The organism is Curtobacterium sp. PhB146, assembly GCF_004342995.1.
In the GTDB taxonomy this organism is placed as follows: Bacteria; Actinomycetota; Actinomycetes; order Actinomycetales; family Microbacteriaceae; genus Curtobacterium.
Genome location: NZ_SMBN01000001.1, coordinates 789,278 through 807,725, shown reverse-complemented (window position 1 = coordinate 807,725; position 18,448 = coordinate 789,278). Strand labels below are relative to the sequence as shown.

Here is an 18,448-nt window from a genome sequence, read left to right as displayed (position 1 = left end):
TGGGGTGGTGCGGTGGTGCTCGTTGCGTGGTGCGTGGTGCGTGGTGCTCGTTCGGTCAGGCGATCAGGAGACGATCCGCATCGCGGAGACGTCCCAGTAGCCCGAGAACACGTGGGTCTCGAAGCCCTTGCGGGCGACGTACCGGTGCGTGTCCGTGATGAGCGGGGTCATGTCGACACGCTCGAGGATCGACTTCTGCGCGGTGGCGAAGTCCTCGCACTGCTGGTCGGCGTCCGACGTGGCCATCGCCGCTTGGTAGGCCGCGAGTCCCTCGGGGTTGTCGCTCGAGGACACGTTCGTGCCGCCCTCGGCGTAGGTCGGTCCGACGTAGCGCGCGATCGAGGTGTTGATCAGCCCGGTCTGCGCGTCCTCGGCCGCCACGGCGACGTCCCAGGTCTTGGGCTCGGTGCGCATCTGCTTGGTCCAGTCGGCAGGGTCCGGTGCCGAGACCTTCACGGTCGCACCGGCGTTCCGCAGCGACTCCGCCAGGAAGTCGGCGGCGGGGTCCCAGTTCGACATGATGAGCAGGCGGATCGTCTTGCCCGTGAGCTCCTTCGTCGCGGCCTTCGCGTCGTAGGACTGCACGAGCGACGAGTCGTCCACCGCGCAGCGGTAGCTCGCCGCGTTCACCGTGTTCTGCTCGACCCCGAGTCCGTCGAGACCGGCGTTGTTGAACCCCTTCGTGTCGATCGCCTGGGCGACCGCGGCACGGAGCGGCTGGTCGTCGGCGAACACCGAGCCGGAGCCCTCTGCCTCGTTGAACACGAGGTTGTAGGCCGAGCTGGCGAACTGCACGGTGGAGTAGTCGTCGCCGCTGAAGCGCTCGGCGTTCGAGTCGTAGAAGCGTGCGACGTCGACACCGCCGGACTGCAGCAGGTTGGCGCTCGTGTTCGAGTCGCCCTGCACGGTCAGGTTGATCGTCTTGGCCGGCTCACCGGTGACTGTCTTCCACGCCGGCCAGGCGTCGTAGTCGGACCGCAGCGCGTAGGAGACGCTCTTGCCGGCCGAGGACTTCGCGAGCGTGTACGGGCCGGACCAGGCGCCGTCGACGGTGCCGGCCGCGAGGCCCTTCGTGTCGGCGAGACCGGCCGGGCAGATGATCCCGGTACCGGGGCGGGTCAGGCCGCCGAGCAGCTGCGAGTACGGCTCGCTGAGCGAGATCGTCAGCGTGCCGGCGGCGTCGTCGGCGGTGAACTTCGGGTCACCCGAGCCGAAGGCCTGGTTCTTCCAGGTCTGCGCACCCGAGTCGTCGAGGCCGACCAGGTACTCGAAGGACTTCTCGACGACCGTCGGCGTGATCTCGGTGCCGTCGGAGCACGTGGCGCCGTCGCGGATCGTGAACTCGTACTTCGATGCCGACTCGGCGTCCCACTTCGTCGCGAGCCCGCCGATGTAGCCGCCGTCGTCGCCCTCGCCCTGCCGGAGCAGGGTGTCGAAGCCGAGTCGTGCGACCTCGACGTCCGAGCTGGCCGAGGCCTTCGCGGGGTCGAAGGTGGCCGGGGCGTACCAGAGCTCTGCGTTGATCGTGTCGGTGCTCGACGAGCTGTCGCCGCCGTCAGCGGAGCCGGACGCGGTGCACGCGCTCAGGGAGAGTCCGACGGCGGTCGCCAACGCGACGCCGACGAGGATGCGCTTCCTCACCATGGTGCTGTCCTCCAGTGGGATTCGGGGTGATGCCAGGGAGTCAGTCCCAGGGTCGGGTCCAACTTGGATCCAATTTAGAACAATCCGCATCCAACTATGTTTCAAGTGGATTACATCTGCCCGGGACGAGCCGCGGCGTCGAAGACCGTCACGCCGCCGACGTCGGTGCGCAGGACCCGCGCCGCGGCGAACTCGTCGACCGTGCACGCGGCCGGGTCCACGTCGAGCAGCACCCAGTCCGCCAGGGCGCCGGCGCGCAACACGCCGCGACGGTCCTCGGCGAAGGACGCGTGTGCCGCACCGCGCGTGTAGGCCTCGACCGCCTCGAGCACCGAGAGCGCCTGTGCCGGGCCGATCGGCTCGTCGAGGCCGCGCATCCGACGGCCCGCGGCGACGGGGACCACCTCACGCGGGTCGAAGGGGAAGTACGGCGCGTCCGAGCCCATGGCGACCGTGGCACCGGCGTCGGCCCAGGTCCGCATCGGGTTGACCTCGTCGACACGGCTGCCGAGCCGGCGCTGCAGCCCGGCGGCGTTCTTCCAGGCGATCGAGGGCTGCAGCGACGCCACGACACCGAGGCGTGCCGCACGGTCGGCGCTCGCGACGCTCGGCTCGAGGTACGCGTGGATGAGCTGGCAGCGGAGTCCGGCGACCGATCGCCCCGTGTCCTGTTCCGCTGCCTCGAGCCCGTCGAGCACCTCGGCGACCGCACGACTGCCCACCGCGTGGACGCCGAGTCCCCACCCCGCGGCCACGCACGACGCTGCAAGGCGTGCGAAGTCAGCCGCCGAGATCCGCTGCACGCCGTGGTCGTCGCCGGTCCAGGGCCGTTCGAGCAGCGCCTGCCCCTTCATGCCCTCGCCGTCGTAGTAGACCTTGACCGGGCCGAGCCGGAGGCGGTCGTCGCCGTCACCGGTCACGCCGTCGATCGAGTCGAGCACCGCCAGGGCCGCATCGACGTCGGGGACCGCTGCACTGCCGAGCTCGGGGTAGGGCATCGCGACCACGCGCAGGGTCAGGAGTCCCTGCCGGTGCGCCTCCCGGTACCCCTCGAGCTCGGGCAGCGTGACGGCCGGGTCGACGACACCGGTGAACCCCATCGCGTGCAGCAGCGGCTGGATGCGGCGGATCGCGGCGAGCCGGTCCCCGAGCGTCGGCGGTGCGTCCCCGATCCAGTCCGGGGCGTCCGGGTCCGCGTCGCCGTCGGCGAGCATCGCGGCCGAGAACGTCGCGGCGTCGGCGTCGCCGTCCACGAGCTGCAGCGCTTTGAGTCCGGCGCGCTGCGCGTGCGCGTGGGCGTCGGTGAACCCCGGCAGGACGGTGCCCTCGACGTGGTCCTCGGCCGTGCCCTCCGGAGCCGCCGCCCGCACGTCGTCGAGCGTCCCGACCGCCGCGATCCGGTCGCCGACGACGAGCAGGGCCTCGGCGGTCGGCACCCCGGGGTCCATCGTCCGGACGTGTCCGACGACGAGCCGCGCGGACCGGCCGGCCGCCTCACACACCGACGGCCTCCCGCTCGTCGAGCCAGGTGCGCACGTCCGCAGCGGTCACCAGCGCGTCCCGCTGCAGGTACCCGATCGCCTCCAGTGCCGCGTCGTGCGCGCGTTCGCTCGACCCGGCGACGCAGTCGGTGAGGACCCGGACGGCGTAGTCGTGCTGGTGGGCGTCGGCCGCCGTGTAGTGGATGCAGACGTCGGTGAGTCCGCCGACGAGCAGGACGGTGCCGGCCCTGTACGCCTTGAGCACGATCTCGAGCTCGGTGCCGAAGAACGCCGAGTAGCGCCGCTTCCGGATGACGAACTCCTCGGGCCGAGGGTCGATCCACGAGGCCAGCTCGGTCTGCTCCTCGCCCTCGATGCAGTGCGGGCCCTCGGCGCCGTCGAGCTCACGGCCGATGTCAACGAGGTCCGGCTTGTGGACCTCCTGGATGAAGACGACGGGCACACCCGAGGAGCGGCAGTGCTCGATGAGGTCACGGACGCGCGGTGCGCGCTCGGCACGGCCGCCCATCACGGGGATGCCGGGCGTGGGCATCGTCGAGGCAGCTCCGCCCTGGATGTCGACGACGATCAGGACGGGGTTGCCGGAGACGGCGAGCATGCTGGTGGTTCCTTCCGGGACGGATCGTGCAGCGGGTGGGGACCGGTGCGCGCCGTCGCCGTCATCCTCTGACGGGATCCGGCACCGCAGGGGTCCGGGGTGTTTCCGCGGTGTTAAACCTCAGGTGTCGCCGAACCGGGCGGTGTCGCCGAACCGGGCGGTGTCCCCGCGGGCGCCGTCACCGCTCCAGCCGCCGCCCGCGCGCTCCGCCGCCGCCGGAAGGGAAGCAGCTCGGCGACCCCGACCGGCCCGAACCCGTTCCCGACCGCGACCCACACCCGGGCGTCGGGCGCGTGGTCACCGAGCAGCTCCGCGCAGACCCCGCACGGCTCGATCAGGTGCATCGTCCCGCCCGGCCTGCGGAGCACCCCCACGACCGACACCACCGGCGACCCGGCGACGACGGCCGCACTCAGCGCAGCGGACTCGGCGCAGACCGACGCGCGACCGGCCGATGCCTCGACGTGCAGCCCGGTGACCACACTGCCGTCGGAGAGCCGGAGTGCCGCGGCGACCTCGTGCACCCCCGTGCGGTACCGCCGGTCGAGCACGTCGGTCGCGATCCGGAGCAGCTCCTGGTCCGCGGCGCCCATCCCGGACGGCGGGCCGGCGAGCACCGGTCGGTCAGACGCGGGCGAGCCGCTGCTCACGACCAGCCCAGGATCCGCGCCATGTTGCCACCCTCGACCAGGGCCCGATCGGCCTCGTCCGGGATCGCCTTCGCGATCTTCATGCGCTCGAGGTCGAAGTCGCTGCCCGGCCACTCCGACCCGAGCAGGATCTTCTCCGCGCCGAGGCGCGCGTACGCCCGCTTGACGTCGGACATCAGGGTGGCCGAGGTCTCGAGGTAGACGTGCGGGTTCCGCTCGGCGACGATGATCGCCTCGGGCACGTTCCACACCGCACCCATGTGGGCGATGATCGTCGGCACCGTCGGGAAGTTCTTCGCGATCTCCTCGATGGAGAACGGTGCACAGAACGCGTCGTCGAGTGCGTTGATCAGCACGGGCAGGCCGAGCTCGGCGCAGACCTCGAACAGCGGGTCGAGCAGGCCGTGGTCCGCGACGTGGTAGCCGTGCAGGCTGGGGTGCAGCTTCAGGCCGACCAGCCCGCCCTCGGCGAAGCGACGGATCTCGTCGGTCGCGTTCTCCCACTGCGGCATGACCTGGCCGAAGCCGAACAGCCGGTCCGGGTGCGCGGCGACCAGGTCCATCAGGAAGTCGTTCTCGATCCCCTGCGCGAGCGAGCAGACCATCGCGCGGTCGACCCCCGCGGCGTCCATGCGGTCGAGGATCCGGTTCGCGTCGAACGGCGTGTACGCCGGCGGCTCCTCGCCCGGGCGCACCCCGCTCAGGTAGTCACTGCGGCCGCGGCGGTCCTGCGTGGTGTTGTAGGCGTCGATGATCATCGTGGGCGTCTCCTCGTCGGCGGCTCGTGGGGCGGAACTCCCGCACATGTGATCCGATACTGCCAGAATTGGATCCAATTTGGTAGCACTGGGGTGCGAGACACCCAGCCTGGAGGCGCGACGCACCCCCGCCGCGCCGGCTCAGTGCACGACGACCATCGCGCCCATGGCCAGCACGCTCACCAGCGACGCCGCCCGGCGCACGGACTCGACCCGCGGCACCCGGCCACCGACGACGTTCCACAGCACCACACCGGCGTGCACCGCGACCGCCACCCCGACCGGCAGCAGCACTGCACCGTGGGAGTGCCCCGCGCCGGCACCAGCACCGGCATGGCCACCTGCGAGCAGCACGAACACCGCGCCGAGGAGCATCCCGAGCGCGTGCAGGTGGTCACCACCGGGGCGACTCCGGCGACGCCACCGGTCCACCGCAGCCGTGCCCATCGCGCATCCACCGAGCAGGAGCGCCCAGAACGGCGCCGGCACCATGTGGAGCGCCGACACGTGGACGTCGAGCATCGCGACGAGCATCACCGCCTCGGCGACGAGTGCGACCGGCCCGACCCGTCGCCCGCCAGCGATGCCGAGTCCGAGCGCACCGACGGCTGCGACGAGCATGACGACGAGCAACACGGACATGATTGGATCCAATCACGAGCGAGTCGGATACGGCAACGGGATCCAACACCTGGCAGGATTGGATCCGCAGCGGGGGTTCGCTGTGACGACGTACCGAGGGAGACCACGACGTGACCACCAGCGACGGCAACGCACTCGTCGACGACCTCGCCGCCCGGATCCGCGCGAAGATCATGTCCGGCGAGATCCCCATCGGCGCACCGCTCCGCCAGGCCGACCTCGCCGCGCAGTTCGGCATCAGCCGGACGCCGGTCCGCGAAGCGCTCCGCCAGCTGCAGACCGGCGGCCTCATCGAGGTCGTCCCGAACCGTGGCGCCGTGGTCCGGGTGCCGGTCCCGTGGGAGGTCCGCGAGGCCTACGAGGTCCGCGCCGAGCTCGAGTCGCTCGCAGCCCGTCGCGCCGTGGACCGGCTCGACGACGCCACCATCGCGCAGCTCCGTTCGGTGAACCAGGCGATGTACGAGCGCTCTCTGGCCGCAGCCGAGGGCGAGCAGCCGAAGCAGCGCGAGGGCAGCGACAACGACCAGTTCCACGGGCTGATCTACCAGGCCTCCGGCAACACCCGGCTGACCCGGATGCTCGTCGAGATCAACGACGCCTTCCCGCGCAACGTCTCGGCCCTGGTGCTCCGCGAGAACTCCCGGCACCGCGAGGAGAACTTCCGCGAGCACGAGGAGCTCATCGAGGCGTTCGTCGCCGGGGACCGCGAGCGCGCCGCCGAGCTCATGCGCGACCACGTCCTGCGCGCCGGCGAACACCTGGCGCACTGGTACGAGCGCCGCTCCTCCACCGTCTTCACCGGCTGACCCGGCTGACCCGGCGCGACCAGCGGAAGCGGCGCGAGAGACCGGACCGCTCAGCGCCGCACCGACGGGGCGGGGCCGACCCGCGCCTCCAGTCCGGCCAGCCCGACCGCCTACAGGACCGGCGCCCGCCGGATCCAGCCGGTGGCCTCCTCGATCGCACGCGTCACCGCGAGCAGCTGGGACTCGCGGCCGTACCGCCCGACGACCTGCACGCCGACCGGCAGTCCCTCCGGCGTGAACCCGGCCGAGGTCACCACGACCGGGTGCGCCGTCAACGTGAGCCGGTTGGCGAGCATCTGCCACGTGAAGTAGCGGTCGAAGCGGTGGCCGTCGACCTGGTCGACCCACTCGACCTCGGCCGGCGGCGCGACCACCGGCGTCGCCGGCAGCACGAGCACGTCGTGCCGGTCGAGCACGGCAGCCGTGTCCCGGTACATCCGGGTCCGACGCTCGTACGCGTCGGCGAGCTGCGCCGCCGTGGTGGCGCGCCCCTGCTCGACGTTCCGGACGTAGTCGGGACGGAACCCGGTGGCCCCGGCGTCGACGGCGTGCCGGCCGCCCAGGAAGAACTCGAACGTCTCGATGGTCTCCCACGCCTCGTCCGCACCCGCGAAGGTCGGCTCGTCCGCCTCGACGACCGCTCCGAGGTCGGCGAGATGCTCGGCGAACGCCCGGTGCACGGCCCGCACGGCCGGGTCGATCGGCAGGCCGCCGGCGTCGTCGCTCCACGCGATGCGCAGACCGGCGAGCTCGACCGGACGGACCGGGTGCTGTGTCATGGCGGACATCGGCCAGACGGTCTTCTCGACGGCGAGCGCCTCCATGAAGCGCGCGGCGTCGGCGGAGTCACGCGCCATCGGGCCGGTGACCCCGTGCGGCGTCCAGGCGTTGCCGGTCCGGCCACTCGGCACACGGCCGGGGGTCGGCCGCACCCCGACGACGTTGCAGAACGCGGCCGGGTAGCGCAGGCTCCCGCCGCTGTCGGAGCCGTCGGCGATCGGCAGCATCCGCCCTGCGAGCGCCGCTGCGGCACCACCGCTGGACCCTCCCGCGTGCCGCGAGGTGTCCCACGGGTTCACGGTCGTGCCGAACACCGGGTTGAAGGTCAGGACGCCCTGGCCCATCTCCGGCGTGTTCGTCTTGCCGATGATGAGCGCACCGGCGTCACGGAGCAGGGTCGCCAAGACGCTGTCGTGCTCGGCGGGTCGCGCGTCGGCGAACGCCGCGGAACCGTTCGTGGTCGGCAGCCTGGCGACGTCCATCAGGTCCTTCACCGCGGTGGGCAGGCCGTGCAGGAGCGGGAGCGGTTCGCCCGCGGCGCGGGCCTCGGCGGTGCGGCGGTCGGCGGCTTCTGCCGCGGCGAGCGAGACCGAGTCCGGCTGCTGGGAGACGACGGCCTGGAGGCGCGGGTTGCGTTCCTCGATCCGGTCCAGGTGGGCGCGCATCACCTCCACCGCCGACACCTCGCGGTTCGCGACGGCGTCGGCCAGGCGGACGGCGGACCAGTCGGCGAGGTGCTCCGGGGTGTGCTCGGGTGCGGGCATCAGCGGCCACCCTCGTGGTCGTGCTGCTGCTCGGCGTGGACGTGTCCGTCGTGCGCGGCGTGGTTGTCGCGGTCGTGGTCGTGCCCGGCGTGGTCGTGCCCGGCGCCCGGCGCGCAGTGGTCGGTCGCCGACGGCGGGACGTCGAGGGAGGGGTTCCGGTCGAAGAAGCCGTCCGGTTCGAGCCGGAACCCGATCGTGTCGACGGGCATGATCGGCCACTGCTCGGGCCGCGGGAAGTGGTGCACGCCGAGGACGGGCCAGAGCACGAGCCGCTCGTTCTCGAGCGACCGGTCCGCCTGCTGCCAGACGTGCACCCCGTCGTCGCCGAGCTCACCCTGGTTCGGGTACTCGCCGGCGATGAAGCGCTCCTCGGGGTCGAAGGCGCTCGCCCACAGGTGCTTGGCGACGAAGGGCGCCTTGCGCTCGACGATGCTGCCGGGGCGGACGTGCAGCTGCGCGGTGTTCTGGACCGCCAGGCGGTAGGCCGTGCTCTCGCCGTAGCGGTTCTGCGCGGACTCGCTCTCGATGCGCCAGTGCAGCGCGCGGGCCGGGTCGGTCATCCGGGCGCCGTCGGCCTCGGAACCGATCGGCGTCTCGACCGCGATGCAGGCGTTGCCGTAGGGGTTCAGGGCCTCGTCGGGCTCGGGCTCGGCGTGCACCTCGACCAACCGGTTCAACGGCCCGTCGACGGCGGTGTCGAGCCGGACGGCGAAGTAGTGCTGGTGCGTCGGGGCGTGCACGTTCGGTGCGACCATCCGGCCGTACCGCGGGGTCTCGCCGTCGGCGATGCCGGACACCGACATCAGGCCGGTGAGCTTCACCTCGAGCTCGACGGAGCCGTCCTGGTACAGCGACCAGTAGAAGCCGTAGTCGTAGTTCGCCACGGTCGCGAAGCTCGAGATCACGAGTCGGCGGCTGCGACGGACCTCGGCGCTGCCGGTGCGGGTGTTGACGTGCTTCCAGAGGATCGAGTCGTCCTCCTCGTGCAGGCAGATGCCGTTGACGATCGTCTGCGGTTCGCCGTGGCCGTCCAGGAAGTCGACGTCGAAGTAGCGGATCTCCCCCAGGCAGTCGCAACCGAGCTCGAGGCTCGCGGTGAGCGGGCCGGCGCCGTACTCGCCCCAGTCGAAGAAGTTCTTCCGGTACGCGGTCGGGTCGCTGTCCAGGTACGGCACGTACATCTCGTTGACGGCCGCACGGTGCAGCACCGGGCGCTCGACGTCGCCGTCACGGTAGGACAGGTCGTGCAGCACGAGCCCCTCGCGGTGTGAGAAGCCGACACGGAACGTCCAGTTCTGCCAGCGGACCTCGTGCCCGTCGATCGTGAAGCCGGGACCGTTCGGCTGGACGATGTCGAGCGCGGAGACCTCGCGGTCGGGACCCCAGGTGCCGGAGGTGTAGACGCCGGTCTCGCTCGCCATCGGGATGACGCCGTGGTCCTCGATCCGGATGACCTCGAGGGTGTCGAGGTCGAGGATCGGGACGAGCCCGGCGACGGGTCGTGCGTAACCGTTGTCCTCGGGGAACTCGCGGTACCAGACCGTGCCCCAGCTCAGGCGGCGGTCGGCGAGATCCTCGGGCACGAAGCCCGTGATCGACTCCGGGTCGACCCAGACGAGCGACGTGTCGGTGATCCCGCGCTTCGCGAGCGCCTCGATGATGAGCGGCGACTTCCGTGCGGCCTGCGCGATGAGCCGTGCTTCGTCACTCGAGACGCCGGGGCGACGGTGGTCCACGTCGGTCCACAGCTCGACGATCGCGGGCGAGTCCGGGCCGGCGGTCCACCCGCGCACCTCCCACGCGGCGTGGGCGTCCGGGTCCATCACGACGATCCGCACCGGACGGGCGCCACCGGCGGTCGTGCCCCTGGCCTTCTCCTCGTCGAGCGCGATCCCCCAGAAGCGCGGCCGGGCCCCGATGCGCCCGGAGGCACGGACGGCGGTGACGAAGGAGGCGATCTCGACGGAGGTCAGCGGATCGAGGACGTGGGTGCTGCTCATGGGCTTCCTTCTCGGGTGGATCGTGCGGTCAGTGGGCGTCGAGGACGACGGCGCGGCCGTCCGCGCGGGGGTCGCTCGCGGCGTCGAGGTGTCCGTCCGCGTGCAGCCGGACGGTCTGCACGTGCCCGGCCTCGTCGACGGGGCCGTCGGTGCGGGCGACCGGCAGGCCGAGGGCTTCGGCCGCGGCGATCGCGTCCTCGGAACCGGGTTCGGCGACGAGCGTCATCACCTCGTGCCCGAGGTCGCGCGCACCGATCACGAACCGCGGTCGGCCGAGGACCTCGTCGGGATCACTGCCCGCGGCGACCAGGTCACGGGCGAGCTGGGCGAGGATCCACGGCTGGGCGCTGCCGCCCTGGCAGCCGAGGCCGAGCACCAGGTCGTCCGTCTCGGCGATCACCGGCAACAGGGTGTGCGGCGGTCGCAGGCCCGCTCCGACGTGGGCGGGGTGCGCGGGGTCGGTGCTGAAGGCGGAGCCGCGGTTGTGCAGGACCACGCCCGTCCCCGGGTCGAGGATGCCGGAGCCGAAGAGCTGGTAGACGCTCTGGATGAGCGTGACGACGGTGCCGTCGCTGTCCGCAGCGGTCACCGCGACCGTGTCGCCGAGGGCACGGCCGGCGCGGGGCAGTGCGCCGACCCGACCGGAGTCGCGTGGGTCGAGCATCGCTGCGACGTCGATGGAGCCGCCGCGGGGGTCGCCGAGTTCGGCCTGGCGGACGAGCGCGGCACGGTGCACGGCGTCGACGAGGTCGGCGGCCGCGGAGGTCGCGGTGCCGTGCTCACTGCCGCCGGCGAGTGCTTCCGGCAGGATCCCGAGCAGCACGACGCCCTGCGTGGGTGGCGGCGCGACCCACCATCGGGCACCGCCGATCGTCGTGCCGCGGGGCTCGACGAGCTCGGCGTCGTGCGCGGCGAAGTCGGCCTCGGTGTGGGTGCCACCGAGCTCCCGCAGCCGAGCGGTGATCGAGGCGGCGATCCGTCCCCGGTACATCGCGCCCGGGTCGGCAGCGAGTTCGGTCAGGGTCGCGGCGAGTGCCGGCTGCACGAGCGCGTCGCCTTCGGCCAGGAGCGCCCCGGCGTCGTCGGTGAAGACCTCGCGCATCCCGGGATCGGCGTGGAGCTCGTCGGTCCGGACCGCGATCGCACGGCCGAGTCCGGCGGAGACGGGGACCCCGTCGGCCGCGAGTCGTGCTGCGCGGGTCAACGGGTCGCCGAGCCCGAGCCGGCCGCCGAGTGCGTCGATCGCCTGCCACCCGGCGACGACGCCGGGGACCGTGACGGTCTGGGCACCCTGCCGGGGCATCCGGTCCTGCTGCGCGAGCGCCGCGACGTCGATGCCGGCCGGTGCGGCGCCGGCGGAGACCACGGCGACGATGGGCTGTCCTGGCCGACGGACGAGGGCGACGAGGTCCCCGCCGATGCTGCACTGGTGCGGGTAGACGACGGTCAGTGCGGTGGCCGCAGCGAGCGCGGCGTCGATGGCGTCCCCGCCGGCCGCGACCGCCTCGGCGGCGGCGTCGAGGGCGGCCGGGTGCGGTGCGGCGACGGCGACGCGTCGGGTGGAGGGTGCTGCTGGGGCGGTCATGCGGTGGTCACCATCCGTGCGGGGCTGAGGAACGCGAGGTCGGGGCGGTCGATGCCCTGCACCAGGTCGGCGACGGCCGCACCGATCGCCGGCCCGAACTTGAAGCCGTGGCCGGAGCAGGCTGCGGCGAGGAGCACCTCGGGCTGCTCGGGCAGGGCGCCGACGACGAACCGCTTGTCCGGGGTCATCGTGTACAGGCACGCGACTGCCTGGGCACCGTCGGTGACGATGCCGGGGACGAACCCTTCGAGGAGCTCGGCCAGGTGCGCGACCTCGGCCTCGGTCGGCGGTGCGACGGGCACGTCCGGGTCCCACACGGGTCCGGCGTCGATGCCGATCTTCGCGCCGGATCCGGCGGTCTCCGGGAGCCCGAAGACGAGCCCCTCCGGCAGGTCGACCGAGAAGCACCCGAGCGCGGGTGGCTGCGCCACGGTCTGCCCCGTCGGCGCGGTGAGCGTGACGATGCGCCAGACCTCGAAGAACGCGGCGGCCTCGGGTACCAGGTGCGACGCCCAGGCGCCGCCGGCGAGCACGAGCCGTCGCGCGCGGACACTGCCGGCGTCGGTCCGGACGGTGACGACGCCGTCGTCGACCTGCCAGTCGAGCACGGTCTCGCCGTACCGCAGGTCGGCGCCGGCCGCCGCGGCGGCGGACTGCGCGAACGCGAGTGCCCGTGCGGCCTCGAGCACACCGGCGTCGGGGTCGTGGACCGCGCCGTACGTCTCGGGCGGACGCAGCGAGGGCGCGAGCGTCGGCCAGGCTGCGCGGTCGACCGGGAGGCTCGCCCCACCCTGCATCGTCGGCTCGCCCCGGTGCGCGTACAGTCCACCGGTCCGGTGCAGGAAGGGCGCGCCGGCTGCGGTCCCCCAGCGGTCCCACCCGCGGTACGCACGGTCGACGAGGTCGTTCCACACCGGGTGTGGGTAGGCGCGGCGGATCATCCGGGTGGCGCCGTGCGACGAGCCGCGCTCGTGCCCCGGTGCGAAGCGCTCCACCGCGACGACGTCGAGGCCGCGACGCGCGAGCTCGTACGTGGCGGCGGATCCGTGGATGCCGAGTCCGAGGACGACGACGTCGTGCACGGCCGTCACGCGCGGACCTCGGCGACGACGTCCGCGACGCCCTCGAGCAGGACCCGGACGTCCTCGTCGTCGTTGTACACGTGCGGCGAGACGCGGACGACGCTCGGCAGGCCACGGGCGCCCAGGTCCCACTGCGCGTGGCTCGCGGGGACGGAGATGGAGTCGATGCGGCGCTGCCGGAGCCGGGCCGAGACCTCCTTGCCGGCGACGCCGTCGACCGTGAAGGTGACGATCGCGGACGCTGACGCGGACGGGTCCGCCACGGTGACGCCGTCCACGGCGTCGAGCGCGGTGCGCAGGTGGGCGCCGAGGCCGACCAGGTGTGCCTCGGTCGCCGCCGGCCCGCGGTCGAGGGCCTCGCGCAGCGCCACTCCGAGGCCGAGCCGTGCGGCGACGGAGCACTCCCACGTCTCGAGCTGTCGCGCGGTGCCGTCCATCGTCCACTCATCCTCGCCGGTCCAGACGGCTCCGCGGACATCCGGCGCCCACGCACCGACGCCCTCGAGCATCCCGCGGCGCAGGTAGGCGATCCCGGTGCCGCGCGGCCCACGCAGGAACTTCCGGCCGGTGGTGACGAGGGCGTCGCAGTCGACGGCGCGCACGTCGATGTCGATCTGGCCGACGGACTGCGTGGCGTCGACGACGGTCAGGGCGCCGTGGCGACGGGCGACGGCGCTGATCTCCGCGATCGGTTCGACGAGGCCGGACGAGGTCGGCACGTGCACCGCGCTCACGACGACACGGCCGCTCGCTCCGGCGACGGCGCGGTCCAGGGCCTCGAGGTCCATGGCACCGGTGGCGTCGCTCGGCACGACCTCGAGCCGCACGTCGTCGTGCCGCTGCATGGCCAACAACCGGAGCGCCTGGCTGACGTAGCTGGAGCGGGGTGCGACGACGGTGTCCCCGGCACCGAGCCGCAGCGCGTCGAAGACACCGCGCAGGCCGCTCGTGGCGCTGTCGAACAGGGCGATCTCGTCCGGCGCCGACCCGAGCAGGGTGGCGGCCGCGGTGTAGACGCCGGCGACCTCGTCGGCGACCTGGTTGGCGGCTTCGTACCCACCCACCCGCTGTTCCCGGCGCAGGTGGGTGACCACTGCCTCCAGGACGCCGTCGCTGACCAGGCCCGCGCCGGCCGCGTTGAAGTAGTGGCGCCCTGCGGTGCCGGCGGTGCGGGACCGCTCGGCGGCCACGTCGATCGCCGTCACTGCCTGGGCGGCCATCGTGCCGTCCTCGAGACCGATCGTCATGTCGCGGGTCCTCCCTCGTGCGCGTCACCCCCGGACGCTTAATGGATCCCATCATAAACAGGTTGTATCCATTACCGCCACCGCCGGATACTGTTGTCCCATGGAGCACTCCGCTGAAGCCCGCGCGCAGGAACTCGGACTCGTCATCCCGGACTACGCGAACCCGCCCTACGGTGGCCGGTACGGCAGCTCGCTCCGCGCGTTCCACCGCACCGGCGACCTGCTGGAGCTGAGCGGCATGACCCCGGAGTCACGGGACGGCACGATGCTGCACCCGGGGTCGGTCGGGGTCGACATCACCCTCGAGCAGGCTCGTGAAGCGGCCCGCTACACCGCGGTCAACGCCCTCGGCATGATCCGCTACGCCCTCGGCTCGCTCGACGAGGTCACTGCGCTGTCCCGCGGGCTGTGCTTCGTCCTCTGCCCGCCCGGGTTCGAGCAGCTCAACCAGGTGTCGAACGCGGCCAGCGACCTGCTGTTCGACGTCTTCGGACCGGACGTCGGCCGGATGGGCCGCGCGTCGATCGGTGCGACCGCCCTGTCACGGAGCGCCTGCTTCGAGCTCTGGCTCAGCCTGGAGTGCCGCCCCCGCCGAGCCGGGGAGTGAGACCGCTCGCAGAGACCGGCACGCGGGGGACCGCGTTCTGGCTCCTCGTCGTGGCGTCGACCGCCGGCTACGTCGTCAACGGTGCGAGCACCCCGGTGGTGCCACGGGTGGCGACGGACCAGCTCGGCGCCGACCCCGCCGTCGGTGGGCTGCTCGTGTCGCTCGCGGGGTTCGTGGCGATCGGCGCGATGCCACTCGCCGGCATCCTGAGCGACCGGCTCGGTCCACGACGTGTCCTCCTCGGTGCCGGGTTGCTGGCGGCAGCCGGACTCGGCATCGTGCTCGTCGCGCTGAGCGTCCCGAGCCTCGCGGTCAGCCGGCTCGTCTTCGGCGCCGGCAACGCGGCCACCGCCACCGCCCTCACTGCCTGGGTCGTCGCCGAGGTGCCGGTGACCCAGCGGAGCCGCGCACTCGGCCTGTTCGGGCTCGCCGTCTGGATCGGTCTCGCCCTGGGGCCCGTGGTCGGCGAGAACCTGTACCAGTCGGCCGGACACCGCACCGTGTGGGTCGTCGCGATCGGCATCCAGCTCGCCGGGCTCGGAGTGGCACTGCTCACGCGGGGCGGATCGGCTCCGGTGCACCGCAGCCCGGCGCGACCGGCCGGTGCGGGTCTCGCGGCGGTGCTGCGGGCCGTCGTACGACCGGGCGCGGCGGGACTCGTGGCCTGGGCGGCCGAGGGCTTCATGATCGCGTTCCTCATCCAGCACCTGGTCGGGCAGGGCGTCGGCGCGCAGGGACTGACCGGGGCCGCGAACGTCTTCACGGTCTTCGCAGCGAGCGTCGTCGGGGTGCGACTGCTCCTCGGCGGACTGCCGGACCGGATCGGGCCCGTCCGCACCGCACGAGGAGCCCTGGTCGTCCTCGCCGCAGGGCTGGTCGTCCTCGCGGTCGCACACGACTTCCCGACCGCGGCCGCCGGTGCCGTCCTGGTCGGTGCCGGGTACTCGCCGCTGTTCCCGACGCTCACGATCCTGAGCACCCGGACGCTCGACGACCGCACCCGGGCCACCGGCGTCGGCGTCTTCTCGGCCGTCACCAGCGCGGGCTACGCCGTCGGCTCACTCGTGGGCGGGGTCCTGGTGTCGGCGGTCGGTTCCGGGTGGGCGCTCGTCGTCCTCGCCGCCTTGCAGCTCGCCGCGGTGCCCGCACTCGGCAGGCACGACGGCGGCGGCACCGGTCGCGACCTCAGAGCGCGATGACGACGCTCTTCGACTCGCAGAACGCGCGCAGGGCCTCTTCGCCGAGGTCGCGGCCGAGGCCGGACTCGCCGACCCCGCCGAAGGACAGTGCCGGGTCGAAGAGGTTGTAGGTGTTCACCCACACGGTGCCGGCGTGCAGCCGCTGGCCCATCCGGTGGGCGCGGGACAGGTCACGGGTCCACACCCCGGCGGCGAGGCCGTACGTCTGGTCGTTCGCGATGGCGATCGCCTCGTCCTCGTCGTCGAAGGGGATGACGCCGACGACGGGCCCGAAGATCTCCTCGCGCGCGATGGTCATCGTGTTCGAGACGCCGGTGAAGAGCGTCGGCTCGACGTAGTAGCCCGGGCGCTCGGGCACGCCGCCGCCGACCGCGACCGTCGCACCCTCGGCCTTGCCCTGCTCGATGTACCCGAGCACCTGCTGCCGCTGCTCCTCGGACACGAGCGGTCCGACGGTGATCCCGCCGTCGAGTCCGTCGCCGACGGGGACCTTCCGGACGGCGGCGACCAGGCGCTCGGTGACCTCGTCGAGGACCGACCGCTGCACGAGCAGGCGGCTGCCCGCGGTGCACATCTGGCCGGAGTGCCCGAACGACGCACGCATCGCGGTGAGCACGACGGCGTCGAGGTCGGCGTCCTCGAACACGATGTTCGGGCTCTTGCCGCCGAGCTCGAGGGTCAGGCGCTTGAAGTCCGCACTCGCGGCGGTCATCACCTTGCGGCCGACCTCGGTGCTGCCGGTGAACGAGACCTTGTCGACACCGGGGTGCGCGGTGAGGGCGGCACCGACCCGGCCGTCACCGGTCAGGACGTTGACGACGCCGGCGGGCACACCGGCTTCCTCGCAGATCGCGGCGACCCGGAGCATCGTGAGCGGGGTCTGCTCGGCCGGCTTGACGACCACCGTGCAGCCCGCGGCGAGCGCCGGTGCGAGCTTGAACGCGCCGGTCATGATCGGGAAGTTCCAGGGCAGGATGAGCGCCGCGACGCCGACCGGTTCGAGGGTCGTGTACACGTGGTGCGCTCCGCCGTCGACGGGGACGACCGTGCCGGTCAGGCGCGAGGGAGCGCCGGCGTAGTAGCGGAACACCCGGGCCGAGGTCGCGGTGTCGGCGCGGGAGCGCTCGATCGGCTTGCCGTTGTCGCGGGTCTCGAGCACGGCGAGTTCCTCGAGCCGCTCCTCGATCAGGTCCGCGACGCGGTTCAGGATGCGGCTGCGGTCGTGCGGGCTCATCCCGCTCCACCGGCGGTCCTCGTGTGCCCGGCGCGCGGCGGCCACGGCGGCGTCGACGTCGGCGGGACCGGCCTGCGGCACCCGGGTGAGCAGCACCTCGGTGGCGGGGTCGAGCACGTCGAGGAGTTCGGCGCCGTCGGGTGCGGTCCAGGTGCCGTCGACGAGGAACGGCTCGAGCGGGGCCAGGGGTGCGAGCGTGTCTCTCATGACGGTTCCTCCGTGGGACGTGGGTGCGGTGGGTCGGGGTGCTCGGTCAGGAACGGTCGAGCAGTCGAGCGGGCTCGTCGACCGTGATCCGGGTGAGGACCTCGTCGGGTACGCCGAGTGCGCGGAGGCCGGGGACGACCCGGGCGGTCAGGTGGTCGAGGCCGTGTCCGCCGTACCGACGGAGCTGGCCCTTCGTCCAGGTGGCGTGACCGAAGACCCAGCGGGTGTCGGGGGCGCTCTCGCGCAGGGCCAGGAAGGCGTCGAGCCGTTGCGGATCGCTGGCGTTGCGGATGCGACCGACGTGCGAGCCCTCGTTGCCGAAGCAGAGTTCGAGCACGGCTCCTGCCTGGCCGAGGTCGCGCAGGTAGGGCAGGTCGAGGAACTCGTCGACGGTCGAGAACACGACCCGGCTCGGGTCGACCCCCTCGGCCACGACGTGCGCGAGCACCTCGAGGCCGTTCCGGGCGTCGGCGGCCAGCCGGACGACGACGGCCGCGCCGGTGGTCGCCGCCGCTCGTGCAGCCGCCGTGAGACTGCGGCGTTCCTCGAGTCCGTCGGCGGTCGCGAACGCAGTCGTCGTCCCCATCAGGCCGAGCAGCCCGGCGCGGTACGTGGTGCCGGGTACCGAGTCCGTCAGTGCCCGTTCGAAGAGCCCCTGTCGCCCGTCGGTGTCCAGGTCGAGGTACCACTCGGGCAGCAGTCGTGGCAGGTAGGCCCCGTATCCGGCGACGATCCCGACGCCGCTCGCCCGTGACAGCTCGGGCAGCCGGGCGTGGTCGGGGCCGAAGCCGAGGGAGCTCAGGTCGACGGCCAGCCCGAGGCCGCTGTTCCGCGCGGTGCGGAGTTCGTCGGCGAGCAGGTCGACGTCGTCGAGGCGCAGGTTGTCCGCGAGTGCGAGCTGGCTCCACCGCAGGGCGGCAGCCAGGTCCGCGGTGACCGCGAGGCTCGGTTCCAGCGCTTCGACACCGGGCCGCTGCAGGGCGCTCGCGTCGGTCAGCAGGTGCTCGTGCATCGACACCGCACCGATCCCGGACGACTCGACGGGGCCGAGGACGGTCTGGATCACGACGTGCCTTTCGCGGTGGCGGACTTGACGGATCCAATCTACATCGGTTTGGATCCCTCTTGTCCACACGTGTCGCC

Annotated in this window: 16 protein-coding genes; 3 read left to right on the top strand and 13 right to left on the bottom strand. The window is 72.7% G+C overall.

Annotated elements, in window-relative coordinates; all coding sequences use genetic code 11:
• Positions 1-63: 63 nt before the first annotated feature.
• The 6 genes from EDF33_RS03935 to EDF33_RS03910 all read right to left on the bottom strand — a co-directional run bounded on the left by EDF33_RS03935 (position 64) and on the right by EDF33_RS03910 (position 5,794).
• Positions 64-1,644 carry an ABC transporter substrate-binding protein gene (locus EDF33_RS03935; protein WP_165918706.1) on the bottom strand — a complete coding sequence of 527 codons (1,581 nt, stop codon included), beginning with the start codon at positions 1,642-1,644 and terminating at the stop codon, positions 64-66.
• 110 nt (positions 1,645-1,754) lie between these two features.
• Entirely contained in the window at positions 1,755-3,146 is a 1,392-nt protein-coding gene (locus EDF33_RS03930; protein WP_132099332.1) for an amidohydrolase family protein, read from the bottom strand.
• Positions 3,139-3,744, bottom strand: coding sequence for an isochorismatase family cysteine hydrolase (locus tag EDF33_RS03925; protein WP_131922033.1), 606 nt, complete (start codon positions 3,742-3,744; stop codon positions 3,139-3,141). Before EDF33_RS03925 ends, EDF33_RS03930 begins: the two co-directional genes overlap by 8 nt.
• A gap of 113 nt (positions 3,745-3,857) precedes the next feature.
• The gene (locus tag EDF33_RS03920; protein WP_132099331.1) at positions 3,858-4,394 is read right to left on the bottom strand and encodes a cytidine deaminase; all 537 of its coding nucleotides are present in this window, start codon (positions 4,392-4,394) and stop codon (positions 3,858-3,860) included.
• A complete protein-coding gene (locus EDF33_RS03915) occupies positions 4,391-5,152 on the bottom strand; it encodes an amidohydrolase family protein (RefSeq protein ID WP_111086473.1) in 762 nt (253 codons plus the stop codon). Before EDF33_RS03915 ends, EDF33_RS03920 begins: the two co-directional genes overlap by 4 nt.
• Positions 5,153-5,293: 141 nt before the next feature.
• The gene (locus tag EDF33_RS03910; RefSeq protein ID WP_131880965.1) at positions 5,294-5,794 is read right to left on the bottom strand and encodes a hypothetical protein; all 501 of its coding nucleotides are present in this window, start codon (positions 5,792-5,794) and stop codon (positions 5,294-5,296) included.
• Positions 5,795-5,904: 110 nt separating this feature from the next.
• On the opposite strand from EDF33_RS03910, the gene EDF33_RS03905 reads away from it, so the two are divergent.
• On the top strand, positions 5,905-6,600 hold the full coding sequence (locus EDF33_RS03905) for a GntR family transcriptional regulator (protein ID WP_200849186.1): 696 nt from the start codon (positions 5,905-5,907) through the stop codon (positions 6,598-6,600).
• Between the two features lie 110 nt (positions 6,601-6,710).
• Here the strand turns inward: EDF33_RS03905 and EDF33_RS03900 are convergent, their stop codons facing one another.
• The 5 genes from EDF33_RS03900 to EDF33_RS03880 are packed head-to-tail and all read right to left on the bottom strand — an operon-like array spanning position 6,711 to position 14,058.
• A complete protein-coding gene (locus EDF33_RS03900; RefSeq protein WP_132099330.1) occupies positions 6,711-8,144 on the bottom strand; it encodes an amidase family protein in 1,434 nt (477 codons plus the stop codon).
• On the bottom strand, positions 8,144-10,144 hold the full coding sequence (locus EDF33_RS03895; protein WP_132099329.1) for a primary-amine oxidase: 2,001 nt from the start codon (positions 10,142-10,144) through the stop codon (positions 8,144-8,146). The genes EDF33_RS03900 and EDF33_RS03895 overlap by 1 nt, the downstream gene beginning before the upstream one ends.
• A gap of 28 nt (positions 10,145-10,172) precedes the next feature.
• Positions 10,173-11,729 (bottom strand): gamma-glutamyltransferase, encoded by a 1,557-nt coding sequence (locus EDF33_RS03890; RefSeq protein WP_132099328.1) that lies wholly within the window; start codon positions 11,727-11,729, stop codon positions 10,173-10,175.
• On the bottom strand, positions 11,726-12,820 hold the full coding sequence (locus EDF33_RS03885) for an FAD-dependent oxidoreductase (RefSeq protein WP_131922027.1): 1,095 nt from the start codon (positions 12,818-12,820) through the stop codon (positions 11,726-11,728). The genes EDF33_RS03890 and EDF33_RS03885 overlap by 4 nt, the downstream gene beginning before the upstream one ends.
• Positions 12,817-14,058, bottom strand: a complete 1,242-nt coding sequence (locus tag EDF33_RS03880) for an aminotransferase class V-fold PLP-dependent enzyme (protein WP_131844896.1) — start codon at positions 14,056-14,058, stop codon at positions 12,817-12,819. The genes EDF33_RS03885 and EDF33_RS03880 overlap by 4 nt, the downstream gene beginning before the upstream one ends.
• A gap of 100 nt (positions 14,059-14,158) precedes the next feature.
• Here EDF33_RS03880 and EDF33_RS03875 point away from each other — a divergent pair, with 100 nt between their 5' ends.
• Together EDF33_RS03875 and EDF33_RS03870 are read left to right on the top strand one after the other, a co-directional pair.
• Positions 14,159-14,665, top strand: coding sequence for a RidA family protein (locus tag EDF33_RS03875; RefSeq protein WP_131844897.1), 507 nt, complete (start codon positions 14,159-14,161; stop codon positions 14,663-14,665).
• Positions 14,662-15,864 (top strand): MFS transporter, encoded by a 1,203-nt coding sequence (locus tag EDF33_RS03870; RefSeq protein ID WP_159572869.1) that lies wholly within the window; start codon positions 14,662-14,664, stop codon positions 15,862-15,864. The genes EDF33_RS03875 and EDF33_RS03870 overlap by 4 nt, the downstream gene beginning before the upstream one ends.
• Here the strand turns inward: EDF33_RS03870 and EDF33_RS03865 are convergent.
• Positions 15,851-17,305, bottom strand: coding sequence for an aldehyde dehydrogenase family protein (locus tag EDF33_RS03865; RefSeq protein ID WP_111086482.1), 1,455 nt, complete (start codon positions 17,303-17,305; stop codon positions 15,851-15,853). The genes EDF33_RS03870 and EDF33_RS03865 overlap by 14 nt on opposite strands.
• Before the next feature lie 46 nt (positions 17,306-17,351).
• Positions 17,352-18,371: a phosphotriesterase gene (locus tag EDF33_RS03860; protein WP_132099326.1), complete on the bottom strand. Its 1,020-nt coding sequence runs from the start codon at positions 18,369-18,371 to the stop codon at positions 17,352-17,354.
• Positions 18,372-18,448 lie beyond the last annotated feature (77 nt).

Excerpts from the sequence above, each read along its gene's own strand:
- EDF33_RS03900 (WP_132099330.1), bottom strand. The coding sequence starts at position 8,144 with ATGCCCGCACCCGAGCACACCCCGGAGCACCTCGCCGACTGGTCCGCC.
- EDF33_RS03910 (WP_131880965.1), bottom strand. The coding sequence starts at position 5,794 with ATGTCCGTGTTGCTCGTCGTCATGCTCGTCGCAGCCGTCGGTGCGCTC.
- EDF33_RS03880 (WP_131844896.1), bottom strand. The coding sequence starts at position 14,058 with ATGACGATCGGTCTCGAGGACGGCACGATGGCCGCCCAGGCAGTGACG.
- EDF33_RS03935 (WP_165918706.1), bottom strand. The coding sequence starts at position 1,644 with ATGGTGAGGAAGCGCATCCTCGTCGGCGTCGCGTTGGCGACCGCCGTC.
- EDF33_RS03895 (WP_132099329.1), bottom strand. The coding sequence starts at position 10,144 with ATGAGCAGCACCCACGTCCTCGATCCGCTGACCTCCGTCGAGATCGCC.
- EDF33_RS03875 (WP_131844897.1), top strand. The coding sequence starts at position 14,159 with ATGGAGCACTCCGCTGAAGCCCGCGCGCAGGAACTCGGACTCGTCATC.
- EDF33_RS03865 (WP_111086482.1), bottom strand. The coding sequence starts at position 17,305 with ATGAGAGACACGCTCGCACCCCTGGCCCCGCTCGAGCCGTTCCTCGTC.
- EDF33_RS03890 (WP_132099328.1), bottom strand. The coding sequence starts at position 11,729 with ATGACCGCCCCAGCAGCACCCTCCACCCGACGCGTCGCCGTCGCCGCA.
- EDF33_RS03925 (WP_131922033.1), bottom strand. The coding sequence starts at position 3,744 with ATGCTCGCCGTCTCCGGCAACCCCGTCCTGATCGTCGTCGACATCCAG.
- EDF33_RS03915 (WP_111086473.1), bottom strand. The coding sequence starts at position 5,152 with ATGATCATCGACGCCTACAACACCACGCAGGACCGCCGCGGCCGCAGT.